The sequence below is a fragment of the Planctomycetota bacterium genome (genome assembly GCA_035384565.1).
Classification (GTDB): domain Bacteria; phylum Planctomycetota; class PUPC01; order DSUN01; family DSUN01; genus DAOOIT01.
Genome location: DAOOIT010000014.1, coordinates 38949 through 51991, shown reverse-complemented (window position 1 = coordinate 51991; position 13043 = coordinate 38949). Strand labels below are relative to the sequence as shown.

The following is a 13043-nucleotide window of genomic DNA, read 5'->3' as shown; positions in this document are numbered from 1 at the left end:
GTGAGCTACGTGCTTGAGCCAGGCGTGGCGGCTCGCTTCCGCATGCTCACGAGGAAGCCGAGTCCGAGGGCCACGAAGGCGGCCATCACGAGCACCCAGCCAGTGGGCGAGCCGAGCTTGGCCTCCGAGCGGCTCACCTCACGTGCGAGCGGCACCGTGGCTGTGAGCAGGGCCAAGCCGTAGTAGGCGGGCCAGTGCAGCGACCAGGCGCTGACCGCGAACCCTGCCGCAATGAGAAGAGTCGCCGCCGCGAGCGCCCAGGCTGGCGCCTCCGTAGCCTCAGAGAAGTTGACGGCGATGGCCGCCACGAGCACGAGCAGGCTGCCCATGTGGGCGACGCGCGTCTCGATCTGTCGCCGGAACATGAGCCATAGCGCGAAGTAAGACGCGCCGATGAGCGCCAGCAGAAGCAGGTAGGGCTCGACGTAGATGCCCACGCCCGGCTCCGCAGGCAGGTTGCGCCAGGCGAGATGGTTGAGCGCGGCGAGGCAGCCCGCCGCCCATTCGGCGCGGGCCGTGACTGCTGCCATCACGAGGCAGTAGGCGGCGAGGGTGAACTCGAACGCGTTCCACGCCAGTTCCAGCTCCTCAGGCTGGGTCGTCGTGGAGAAGAGCACGGCGAGGAGCAGGCAAGCCGAAGCCTGGTGAGCCAGGGGCACAGAGCGCCGACGCCACGCCTGAAGCGCCACGATGCCCGCGGCCACCGCCAGCCACGCTGTAGGCCATGAGAGCATGCGAAGCTCGTGCACGAATGCCTCGCGGGAAGCGAAGGCGCCGACCGGCGGGCACTGAGGCTCGAAGCCGCCTGTTAGAAGCGCGAGGACGGCCACTGCGGCCGGCGCCCCCGCCGCCAGGTGCTCGATGACGCCCACCCGCTCGCTCCGCGCCGCCAGGGCCATCGCCCCGAACGCCGCCACGGTGACGAGCGGTAGGATGTCACTGAGCTGGAACGAGACGTCGAGGATGTAGCCGAGCCAGTACTCGTGGAGTGCGGAGCCGGTAAGGACGAGGCCGGCAATGGCCCAGCGCGCCAGCGGCGTCTTTACGAAGGGCTGGGTTTCCGGCCACAGGCGGTCCCTCTCGAACGCGGCATTGAGCGCAAAGCCCAGTGCGAGGACAGCCAGCACCCACCAGCCCGACAGGCACCCCACGCCGATGAGAGGGCTGTCGAGGTCATGGAGCCGGGCCACCCAGTTGGGGGCGATCGCGTTCCAGGAGAGCAGGGCGACGAGGATCAGGCCGGCCCCCGAGAACACCAGCCGGCGCCCGACTGCCACGCCGAGCGCCGCGAACCGGCCCGCCGCCAGAACGAGCGCCGCGAACCCCAGGAGCAGGCCGAGCGCCATACGCCCATCCTTGAACGTAAGCTCGTCGGCTATCACGAAGCACCCGATGGCGAGCAGCGATTCGATGAGCGCGAGCGTCGCACCGTCGTCCATCACCCGGCGTCGGCAGACCAGCAAGATCGCAATCCCGACGAGCAGCAGCTCGTAGAATTGGAGAGTGAAGAAGGTGGCCAGGATGGCCGGAAGATTGCCGAGGGTCTGCGTGCCGGGCCGGACGATAGTGTAGACGCCCAGGATCATCAACGCTGCACTGATGAGATAAACAGGGTTGTGGCGAGCCGCCTTGGCCGCGAGCCGCGACAGCGTGATGTGCACTGTGCCGGGTGCCGAGGGTGGCTGACGCTGAGGTGTGTGCTGACCTTGCAATGCTCCGTGTTCCCCCATTGGACTCCTCCTTTCGCATCCAGAGGGAGGTTAGGTGCAGCCAGGGGAGCAACGGAGGGGGCGAGCGGGCGGCGGAGAGCGGGCGCGAGCGGCATCCGCCCATCGAGCAGGTGTAGCGTGCAACTAGACAGGCCAGAAGGGCCAGCGGCGAGTAGCTTATCTGCATCATCAGCCGCCCGCTATCCGAAAGACCCAGAACGTGTATGAACTATCTGACACAATCAGACAATATCACACGCTATCTATCTTGTCAAGTCCATTGTTGAGAATTCGGTGGACATGGAACCGCCGCAGGTGCGATGGGGCGAGAGAGGTTTGACAACGGAAGCCCCGCGATGGCGAGGTCGCGCAAGCCACGGGCAACGTTGCATTCCACGTCAATCCTCAAAGCCCAGGGCGCCGGGGGCTCTTGCTTCCGCGAGCACGGTAGCTCCTTGGCGTGGAGAAAAGCTGAGATCCCCCCTTGACACCCCCCGGCGGCGGTAGTAGGTTGGGGGCGGGAAGGATGGCGTGGGACGCCCGAGGACGGTTGCGACGACACGCGAAAGGAGGTGGAGCATGGCCGCTGAGTGCAAGGGACGAAACAGGTCGGCCGCTGCACACCGGGTCAGCCTGACGCGGCGAGGCTTTCTCGGCTCGGCGGCGGGCGCCGGCGCTCTGTTGCTCACCAGGTGCCAGCCTCGTGCATATGCGGCCAACGAGCAGTTGCAGGTGGCGGTGGTGGGCGTCGGCGGGCGCGGCGCGGGCTTCTGTGTGGAGGAGGGGTGGTCGTCTATCCGCCAGCAGACCGGCGGCCGCATCGCCGCTATGTGCGACGTGAACAAGCAGAAAGCCGCCGAGTCGTTCAAGCGGTACCCGGACGTTCCGAAGTACGAGGACTTCCGTGTGATGATCGCGGAGATGGGTTCGAAGCTCGATGCGGTGGTCGTCGCCACCCCCGACCACGTGCACGCCGCGCCATCGGCCCTGGCTCTGCGCGCTGGCCTCCACGTCTTCTGCGAGAAGGGGCTGACCCGCACACTCCACGAGGCCCGGACGCTGGCGGAACTGACGGTGGAGAAGAAGCTCTCGACGCAGATGGGCAATCAGGGCGGCTACAACGAGCGCGTGATCGAGAGCGTGTGGGCGGGCCGTCTGGGCGAGATTCAGACCATTCACATGTGGGGCGGGGGCGGCGCCGGCCCGCGCCCGAAGCCCTCGGGCGAACACCAGGTGCCCGACTATCTCAACTGGGACCTGTGGCTGGGCCCTGCGACCTACAGGCCCTACCACCCGGAGTGGCTCCAGCACGCCATGTGGCGCGACTTCTCGTGCGGGCACCCCGGCTGGTGGGGCGCGCACCTTTGGGCGACACTCTACAAGGCCATGAAGCTTGAGACCCTTTGGCCGATTGACAAGAAGCCGCCCGCCGCCGGCGCCAAGACCATCAAGGTTACCGCCGAGTGCTGCGAGGTGTGCGAGCTGACGTTTCCGCGCTCCAGCATCGTGCACTGGGATATCCCGGCACGCATGGACCTCCCCCCGATCCGCCTTAGCTGGTTTGCCGGCGGCGGCGAGGTCGAGAAGCGCCGCCGCGACTTCCTTCGCGAGTTCTTTGGCAAGCACCCAGAGTGGGGCAGTCCCGACGACAAGCGTTGGAGCAGTTGGACCGGGAACCTCTGGTTCGGCACCGAGGGCGCGATGTACACCTTCGGGCACGGGGACGCCACGATGGCGCTGCTTCCAGAGGAGAAGTTCAAGGACCTGCCCCCTCCGCCTCAATCGCTGCCGCGTCCGTTGCCCGGACGCTTCCTGCGCGGTTGGGTGGACGGCATGACGAAGGGGCTGACGCCCATGGGGTGCTTCAACGCCTTCAGCGGACCCTTCACCGAATGGTTCCTCCTGGCCAACGTGGCCACGCTATTCCCCGACCGGCCGCTGGAGTTCGACCCCGTTGCCTGCCGCATCGTCAACCACGAGGAGGCGGACAAGCTGCTCCGGCCGCCCTATCGCGAGGGCTGGACGTTGTGACTGTCTGAGCCTGCCGCGCCGTCTCCGGTCCGGCCATCCGGTGACACACAGGGACCCGCGGGCGTCCTGACGTCGCCTGGGAGGTCGGCGTTGCGCGTGGATAGTGGGGAGACGAGTCGGCCGCCAGCATGCGAGGATGCGCAGGAATACCATACAGGTTGTCTGATTCTGCGGACTCGGCCTGTCGGACAACGGTGCCTGGCGGTTCGTTGTGCCGTTCTAAGCGCAGATGTGATGGGGCGTTGCGGTCATCAGCAAGACAGAGCTTGGTGGCCATCGGATGGCATGGGATTTGCAGAGCCAAAGCATATGAATCTTTCGGAAGCGGCTGAAGGGGTCCGCTTCCGGCGGAGAACGAAGGGAACCAGGCACCCATGGAGAAACGAGTCCGACTCCGCCTCGAAGCCCTCGAGCCGCGGCAGTTGCTCTCCGCGACCCTCCTCACGCCGATTGACGACGTGGATGTGTTCACCGGCTCGCCGAACACCGTGCTGGACCTCAGCGGCACCTTCGACGACCCCGCGGTCACCGGCACCACGGTGCGAATCAATACGAACCTGGGCAACATTGACGTCGAGCTCTACGACGCCGCCACGCCGCTCACTGTGGCGAACTTCCTGAGTTACATGGACGACGAGGACTACTGGTCGAGCCTGATTGACCGCTCGGTGCCGGGCGTGCTCATTCAGGGTGGGGGCTACTGGTATCCCGAATGGCAGACCGTCCCGGCTGATCCGCCGGTCCAGAACGAGCCGGGCATCTCGAACACCCGCGGCACCCTGGCCATGTGGAAGCCCGACGGCGAGCCCGACGGAGCGACGAGCCAGTGGTTCATCAACCTCGCCGACAACTCGGCCACGTTCGACTTCGAGAACGGTGGTTACACCGTGTTCGGGCGCGTGCTGGGCAACGGCATGGAGGTGGCCGATGCCATCGCGGCGGTGCCGACCTACGACGTTACGGTCAACGGCATCCAGTTCCCCGAGATCCCGCTGCGCGACTACCCCGGTGACGGGTCGCAGCCCGGCAGCGCCAACGTGGTGCTCGTGAACGATATCTACGGGGTCAGCAAGCTTACTCTCACGGTGACCAACGACAACCCCGACCTGGTCACGGCCACGCTGAACGGCACGTCGCTCACGTTGGCCTACGCCGCGGGGCAATGGGGCACGGCCACGATCACCGTGCGGGCGACCGACCTCGACGGCACGTTTGTCGAGGACAGCTTTGTTGTCACCGTGCAGGGGCGGCCCCTCAGCCACAACGACACGGCGGTCACCGACGAGGACCAGCCGGTGGTCATTGACGTCCTGGCCAACGACGTCGCCACGAGTTCGCCGCTGGACCCTGCGTCGGTCACCGTGGGCACGGCGCCGAGCCATGGCCAGACCTCTGTCAATCCCGACACGGGCGAGATCACCTACACGCCCGACCCCGGCTACACCGGCCCCGACACATTCACCTACACGGTGGCGGACATGCTGGGCACGCTATCGGCGGTGGCAACCGTGAGCATGACAGTGAACGCTGCTCCCTTGCTCACCCAGCCGATGCCGGACCTGGCCATCGAGTACGGCACGGCATCCACCGTGATTGATCTCACGCAGTACTTGTCCGACCCCGACTCCCCGGCGACGAGCGTGCGGTTCGATACCGTCATGGGGGCCATCTACGTCACGTTGTACGACACGCAGACCCCGATCACGGTGGCCAACTTCCTCAAGTACGTCTACGACGGCGACTATGCCAGCTCGGTCATCCACCGCTCCGTGCCCGGCTTCGTGCTCCAGGGCGGAGGCTACCGGTATCCGGGCTGGACCGACATCCCCACGGACCCCCCCATCCAGAACGAGCCCGGCATTTCGAACACCTACGGCACGATCGCCATGGCCAAGCTCAGCGGCGATCCGAACAGTGCGACGAGCCAGTGGTTCTTCAACCTGGCCGACAACTCCGCCAATCTCGACTACCAGAACGGCGGGTTCACCGTGTTCGGGCACGTGACGGCGGGCATGGACGTGGTGCTGGCCATTGCCGCCCTGCCCACCTATGCCTTCAACAGCCCCTTCGATCAACTGCCCCTCATCAACTACAGCAGCTTCCCGAATGAGCCGGCTGCCGCGAACGTCGTCCTGCTGAACAACATCGTCGTCCTCTCGCCGCTGACATTCCAGGTCTGGAACGACAACCCCGATCTGCTCACGGCCACGGTCACCGACGGCAAGCTCACGCTGGCCTACGCCGCCGGCGAACGCGGGGTGGCCAACATCACCGTGCGCGGCACCGACGCGCGGGGCCTCTATGTTGAAGACACCTTCACCGTGGAGGTCGCGGCGTCGCCCGTTGCCCACCCAGACTCGGCTGGGACGAATCAGGGCACGCCGGTCATCGTCCCCGTGCTCGATAACGATGTGGCGGGCGACTACCCGCTCGACCCTGCCTCCGTGACCATCGTCACTGATGTGGCGCACGGCGCCACGCTGGTGGATCCCCTGACGGGGGCCGTCACCTACACGCCCGCACCAGGGTATTACGGCCCCGACTCGTTCACGTACTTCGTGGCCGACACCTATGGCCGCCAGACGCAGACCGTCACAGTGTCCCTGAGCGTGAACGCACTGCCCGTCCTTCTCCAGCCGTTTGGCGATGTGGCAGCCGAGCAGGGAGCGCCCAACGCTCAGATCAACCTGTCGGGCCGTTTCTCTGACCCCGACGGGCAGGGCACCATCGCCCGCTTCAACACCACGCTGGGCGTGATCACGGTGATGCTCTACGATGGCGACACGCCGATCACGGTGGCCAACTTCCTTAAGTACGTATCCGACGGCGACTACAACAGCACGGTGATCCACCGCTCGGTGCCGAGCTTCGTGATCCAGGGCGGCAGTTACGCTTATCCCACGTGGACCGAGATTCCCACCGACCCGCCCATCCAGAACGAGTTCCTGCACTCGAATATCCGCGGCACCATCGCTATGGCGAAGGTCGAGGGCAACCCCAACAGCGCCACATCGTCGTGGTTCTTCAACCTGGCCGACAACTCCGCCAACCTCGACCAGCAGAACGGCGGCTTCACGGTCTTCGGCTACGTGATTGACGGGATGAGCGTGGTGGATGCCATCGCCGCCCTGCCCACCTACGCCTTCAACTCGCCGTTCGACACACTGCCGCTGCGAAACTACACCAACTTCCCCGCGATGCCCACGGCGGACAACGTCATCCTGGTCAACACCATCACCACAGAGCCCGCGCTGACCTACACGGTGCTCAACGACAACACCGCCCTCGTCACCGCAACGATCCAGAACGGAGCGCTGGTGCTCGCCTATGCCCCCGGCGGCTGGGGCACGGCCAACATCACCGTGCGCGCCACCGATCGCGCCGGGGCCGTCGTCGAGGACACCTTCCAAGTCGTTGTCACCGGGCCGCCGGTCGCCGTGCGCGACGACCCGACCACCGACCCCAGCGTTGCTGTGGTGGTGAACGTGCTGGCCAACGACCTCTCGCAGGGGCGGCCGATTGACCCCACCTCCGTGGTCATCGTCACCCCGCCGCAGTACGGCGCAGCCGTGGTGGACCCTGTGACGGGCGCGATCGCTTACACGCCCCCCGCAGGCTTCGTGGGCGTGGATCCCTTCACGTACACGGTGAAGGACCTGGATGGCCGCACCTCTCAGCCCGGTCTGGTGAACCTCGTGATCAACCAGCCCGGCGTGTTCCTGGGCGATGGGCTGCCGGGCACACTTGTCTACACCGACCCCGATGGCACCGTGGTGACGCTGAGCTTCAAGGGCGGCCAGGCACGCGTGCTCTTCGTGGGCAACCTGGGGGCGATCGTCAACAACGGCAAGGCGGTCACAGTCGGCGGCATGGTGGATGTCTTCCGCGTCGAGCTGTCCAACACCACGGCCAGCAGTTCGCTGGCCTTCGTGACGGCAGGGGGCACCACGGCCGGCGCGCGCCTCTGGGGCATCACCGGCGCCACGCCTATGGGCGCACTCAGCGGGCCGACGATGGACCTCTATCGCGACGGCATCCTGATGACCGGCAACGGCTCCGTGACGACCCTGGTGCTCCGCGACGTGCTGGCCGGCGCGGACATTCTGTTGCCGGGAGCCGGCGCCGGCAAGGGCACGGCGCTCACCCTACGCAACATTCCCAACCCCGGCTCCGACATCACGGTCGCCGCCGGCCTCAGCTCCCTCACGCTCAACCAATGGGTCGGCTCCACCCTCACGGCGCCGTGGATTTCGAAGCTCACCGTCACAGGGGCCTTCGGGGCAAACGTGCAGCTTTCCGGTGTGGGCGCTCTCAAGGGGACGCTCCCTGCCGCCACCATCGCCCAGATCACGGGGGGCACTTGGCAGATCAGCGGTGCCGTGGGCAAGCTCGCGCTCGGCAGCTCGGCGGCGGGCTGGACGCTGCACGTCCAGGGCGTCCTTACCAGCCTCACGGCCACCACCACCCTCGCCGGCTCGATCAAGGCCGCTTGGATCGGCGCGATCATCTCCTCGCGCGACCTGGCGGCAACGATCACCACGACCGGCGCGAACGCCGCGGGCCTCTCCATCGCCTCCCTCTCGGCGCCGCGCGCCAATGGCACCACTGTGAATGTGCCTGGGGGTGTGGGTAGCGTGGCGGTGTCCAAGTGGCTCGGCGGCGGCATCACCGCCGCCCGCCTCAACTCGCTCGCGACCAAGGCCAACAGCACCCTGCTGCTGCCCGGCGACTTCGAGGCTGACCTGAAGCTCACCGGCACCGGCCAGGTGCTGCCCAAGGCCAGCATCGCCGGCTCGCTCAAAGGCGCGAGCTGGGACCTCAACGGCGGCGTGGGTTCCCTCACGGTGCTGAACAGCACGGTGGACTGGGATTGCGGGATCGGCGGCCCCGCTGGCAAGCTCGTCCTCGGCGCCGTCTCGAACAGCGAACTGGCGGTCAACGGCGCCATCGGCTCGCTGGCCGCCACCAACTGGATGGGCGGCAGCCTCTGGGCGCACTCCATCGGCTCCCTTGCGACCACGGGCAGCAAGACCGGCGCCATTGTCGGGCACTTCACCCCCGATGTCCAGCTCACCGGCCAGGGCGTGGCGGCCGGCAGCCCCACGCTTGGCGCCGCCCGCATCGCGCAGGGCCTTGCCCTCGGCACCTGGGACATCACCGGCCATATCGGCTCCATCCTGGCGGGCTTCGTCGAGAGCTGGACCCTCAAAGCCCACGGCAACGTCACGTCGCTGGCGCTGGGCGATGTGACGGCCGGCAACCTGACCGTGGACGGCACCGTCAACTCGCTCGTCGCCGCGAGCTGGAATGGCGGCACCGTGACCGCCAGTCGCCTCCTCACGGCCACGCCTGGCTACGTGGCCAACCTCAGCCTCACCATCGCCGGAGCCATCAACTCGATCTCGAGCCTCGCCTGGATGGCCGGCACCATCAAGGCCGCGGCCCTGGGGTCACTGAGCATCGTGGGCGATCTCACACGCGGCATCTACGCCGACTTCGCGGCCAGCCTCAACCTCACCGGCGCGCAGGGAGTGGCCAACACCCTCGGCACGGTGAACGTGGCCCGCCGAGTCCTCGGAGGCACCTGGACCGTCGCCGGCAACATCGGCACCGTCAACGTCTTCTCGTGGTTCTACAACACTGTGGTACGCGCGACCGGCAACATCTCCTCCTTCACTGTTGGAGGAATGGACTCCAGCAAGGTCTACGCTGGCGTGGCGAGCAGTGTTACCGGCCTTCCGAGCGCTCTGGCCGACTTCACGAGCGCCTCCACCATCGGCAAGTTCGAGATCGTGGGCATCCCCACCACGATCTCCACCTACTCCTTCCTCAACTCCATCGTCGCGGCGCGCACGATCAGCTCGGTCACCCTCCGCGAGGTGCAGACGAACAACGGCGGCAAGGCTTTCGGCGTTGCCGGGCAGAACCTGCCGTCCGTCTCCTGGTCGCAGGCCGGCGCCAAGTACTCGTGGCCCATGAAATGGCCGGGCCTCACAGGCGACCTGGTTGTGCGGCAGATCACCACGTAGCGCGCCGCTCATCGCCTCGCCAGCTCGGCCGAGAGGTCGAGGTAGAGCTTGATGGCGGGCGGGGGCACGTTCCACGGGATGTGGTTGCCGATGCACATCATGTAGCCGCCGGTCATCCGGGCGGTCTCGACCATGCTGCGCACCATGGCCTCGATTTCGGCAGGGCGGTTGCGGTAGAGCACGCGGTTGTCGCCCTCGCCCGCGAGGAAGCAATCCCGGTGCCGCCGGGCGAGTGCCTTGTAGTCGGTGTACGGCTCGCTGATGATGCCGCGGGCGCCACAGGCGAACACATCGTCGGCATAGGCATCTATGCAGCCGTCCACCATGAAGATTACCTGTTTGCCCGCGGCCTTCACGATGCTCCAGAACTCTTCGTAGCGGGGGAAGATGTACTTGTGCATCCACGCGGGCGAGCAAACGGGGCCGCGGCTGGTGACGATGTCGTCGTGGCAGACGACGAAGTTGACGGGCAGGCGCGCGAAGACGCGGAACACGCGGCGGTTGATCTCGGCGAACTCGTCCATGATCCGCTCGAAACGTGGGTCGAGGCACGTTTCGAGGAACAGCTCCCAGCCGAAGGTGAGCAGGGGCCACATGAACATCGTGTTGTAGAAGCCGCACGAGGCGGTGGAGCCCTCGGGCGCGTGGTCGCCCCATTCGGGCGGGTAGCCCTTGCGGTAGGCCTCGTAGAGCTTCGCCTCGTCCGAATAGTCGCGGCTCTCCACCACCGGTATCCTGGCAAAATCGGCCGCCCGCTCCAGCGGCGAGAAGGCGAACACGTCGTCGGCTGTCTTGAAGTGCTTCCCCCAGTCCCACAGGCTCGTCTCGCCGTCGCCCCATCGGACGCGGTGGTAGCCCTCGCCATCGGTCGTCGAGCTTTGGCCCACGAGGTCGAGCTTCGGGCGGGGCTTCGGCTCGTCGGTGGCCGGGATGCCCAGCTCCAGTTGCGGATACAGCTCGCGGAGCCGCTCTCGGCACAGCTTCGGGTGCTCGTAGTAGTCAATCCCCGTGAGGTAGGTCTCCGCGTCGGGGCACGACCAGTGCTCCCAGTGGGGGATGCGCTTCGGGGCGAGGCCCATGAAGGCCAGATACCTGTCGCTGTACGTCATGCGGTGCCCTCGTGTCGACTCCCGAAAGCATGGTCCTGTGCTGTGTTCTGCCGCGCCTCTCGGCGCAGCCTGCCGCGCTCTCAGTGTAGTGTGGGCCGACGGCAAGTCAAGCTTGACTCGCCTCGCAACGGGCCGTATAGTGCAGCCGAGCGAAGGCGCGAGGAGCCAGCATCCCGATGGACGATGCGACGCGGCAGCCCAGCCCGATGCCCGACGCGCAGGCCGAGGCCTGTTCGGTGACTCTGCGCTCCGTCTGTATCGGTGCCGCGCTGATCCCCATCACGTGCATGTGGCTCATCCAATCCGAGATCCTGTGGTACTCGTCTCAGCCGACCACGGTCTCGCTGATGCCGCACGTCGTCTTCATGCTCTTCCTGCTCACGGTGGGCAATCTGCTGGTGAAGCGCTGGTGGCCGCGTGTTGCGCTCAACCCGGGCGAACTGCTCACGGTCTACGTGATGCTCACCATCGGGTCGGTCGTGTGCGGTCACGACAGCATCGAGATCCTTGTCTCGATGATCACCCACGCCTGGTGGGGCGCGACGCCCGAGAACGGCTGGGAGAAGTTCCATCCCTATCTGCCCAAGTTCGTGCTGCTGGACGCGCCCGACCTTGTGCGCGGCTACTACCAGGGCGGCTCCTCGATGTACGACTGGCCAGTGGTCCTGGCCTGGGGCCGCCCGATGCTGTGGTGGGGCAGCTTCATCTTCGTGCTCGTGGGCTCGCTGTTCCTCATCAACACGCTGCTGCGCAAGCAGTGGACAGAGAACGAGAAGCTTTCCTATCCCGTCATCCAGATTCCGCTGCTGGTCACCACGCAGACGCGGCGGCTGTTCTCGAATCGCCTGCTATGGTACGGTTTCGCCATCGCGGCGGCGATTGACCTGGTGAACGGCTTGAGTCACCTCTACCCGGCAGTGCCCAGCATTCCCGTGGTGCACATTGACAACCTGAGACGCTACCTCACCGAGCGCCCCTGGAACGCTGTGGGCGAGATGTGGTTCAGCCTGTACCCCTTTGCCATCGGCGTGTGCTTCTTCCTGCCGCTGGACCTGGCGTTCTCGTGCTGGTTCTTCTTCCTCCTGTTCCAGGTGCAGCGCATCCTGTCGAGCGCCTTCGGCATCGCCATCCCAGGGTTTCCCTTCGTCAACGATCAGACGGCGGGCGGGTACCTGGCCCTGTGCCTCATCGCCGTGTGGGTGAGCCGGCGGTATCTCAAGGAGCTGTTCCTCCACCTGATCGGCGCGAAACGCCTGGATGAGTCGCGCGAGGCGCTGCCGTACCGCACGGCGGCCATGCTGCTGGCGGGGTGTCTGATCTACCAGGGGATATTCCTGAGCTGGCTTGGCATGGCGCTGTGGGTCATCGTGTTGTTTCTCATCCTGTACATGGCCATCGCCATCGCCATCGCGCGGATGCGTGCTGAACTGGGGCCGCCCGCCCACGACCTGCACTATGCCGGCCCCGACCAGATGCTGCCGCGCGTGCTGGGCATGAAGCCGCTGGGGGCGCTGGGCCCCTACACGCTCACGGCGCTCGCGCTCACGTGGTTCTTCAACCGGGCCTACCGCGGCCACGCGATTGCCCCGTCGCTCGAAGGCTACAAGATTGCCCAACAGACCCAGACCTCGGCGCGCCGGATGCTGGCGGCGATGCTGGTCGCCTTGGCCGTCGGCATCTTCGGCGGCTTCTGGGCCATGCTGCACGTGGGCTACAAGTACGGCATGGAGGCCAGCGCGGTGGGACCCGGCTGGTGGTTCGGCTTCGAGCCCTACTCGCGCAACCTGCACCCCTGGATCAGCAGCCCCCAGCCCGCAAACACGGGGGCGAGCATCGCCACCGGCGTGGGCATCGCGGGCGCTCTCGTGCTGGCCGTGCTGCGGATGCGGTTCGCCTGGTGGCCCCTGCATCCGGTTGGCTACGCCGTCTCGGGCAGTTGGTCCATGGAGCAGCTCTGGTTCCCCATCTTCGCCAGTTGGGTGCTCAAGTGGGTCATCCTGCACTATGGCGGCGCCAAGGCCTATCGCCGCACGGTGCCGTTCTTCATCGGCCTTGTGCTGGGCGAGTTCGTGGTGGGCTGCCTGTGGGACATTCACGGCATTCTCGCAGGCGTGGACCCGTACAGCTACTGGCCGTACTGAGGCCCATCGCCACGTTCCTCTGAC

General features: G+C 66.4%; 5 protein-coding genes. 3 read left to right on the top strand and 2 right to left on the bottom strand.

What is annotated here, in order from left to right; translation table 11 throughout:
• Nucleotides 1–5: 5 nt before the first annotated feature.
• Nucleotides 6–1661 (bottom strand): hypothetical protein, encoded by a 1656-nt coding sequence (locus tag PLE19_07325; protein HPD14742.1) that lies wholly within the window; start codon nt 1659–1661, stop codon nt 6–8.
• 627 nt (nt 1662–2288) lie between these two features.
• Between PLE19_07325 and PLE19_07320 the strand changes: the two genes are divergently transcribed.
• Nucleotides 2289–3740: a Gfo/Idh/MocA family oxidoreductase gene (locus tag PLE19_07320; protein HPD14741.1), complete on the top strand. Its 1452-nt coding sequence runs from the start codon at nt 2289–2291 to the stop codon at nt 3738–3740.
• Nucleotides 3741–4114: 374 nt separating this feature from the next.
• A complete protein-coding gene (locus PLE19_07315) occupies nt 4115–9769 on the top strand; it encodes a peptidylprolyl isomerase (GenBank protein ID HPD14740.1) in 5655 nt (1884 codons plus the stop codon).
• Nucleotides 9770–9777: 8 nt separating this feature from the next.
• On the opposite strand, the gene PLE19_07310 is transcribed toward PLE19_07315, so the two are convergent.
• The gene (locus PLE19_07310; GenBank protein ID HPD14739.1) at nt 9778–10878 is read right to left on the bottom strand and encodes a uroporphyrinogen decarboxylase family protein; all 1101 of its coding nucleotides are present in this window, start codon (nt 10876–10878) and stop codon (nt 9778–9780) included.
• 176 nt (nt 10879–11054) lie between these two features.
• On the opposite strand from PLE19_07310, the gene PLE19_07305 reads away from it, so the two are divergent.
• On the top strand, nt 11055–13019 hold the full coding sequence (locus PLE19_07305) for a hypothetical protein (GenBank protein HPD14738.1): 1965 nt from the start codon (nt 11055–11057) through the stop codon (nt 13017–13019).
• Nucleotides 13020–13043: the final 24 nt, after the last annotated feature.

What these genes read in the sequence shown, in the direction of transcription:
- PLE19_07320 (HPD14741.1), top strand. Translation starts at nt 2,289, where the DNA reads ATGGCCGCTGAGTGCAAGGGACGAAACAGGTCGGCCGCTGCACACCGG.
- PLE19_07315 (HPD14740.1), top strand. Translation starts at nt 4,115, where the DNA reads ATGGAGAAACGAGTCCGACTCCGCCTCGAAGCCCTCGAGCCGCGGCAG.
- PLE19_07310 (HPD14739.1), bottom strand. Translation starts at nt 10,878, where the DNA reads ATGACGTACAGCGACAGGTATCTGGCCTTCATGGGCCTCGCCCCGAAG.
- PLE19_07305 (HPD14738.1), top strand. Translation starts at nt 11,055, where the DNA reads ATGGACGATGCGACGCGGCAGCCCAGCCCGATGCCCGACGCGCAGGCC.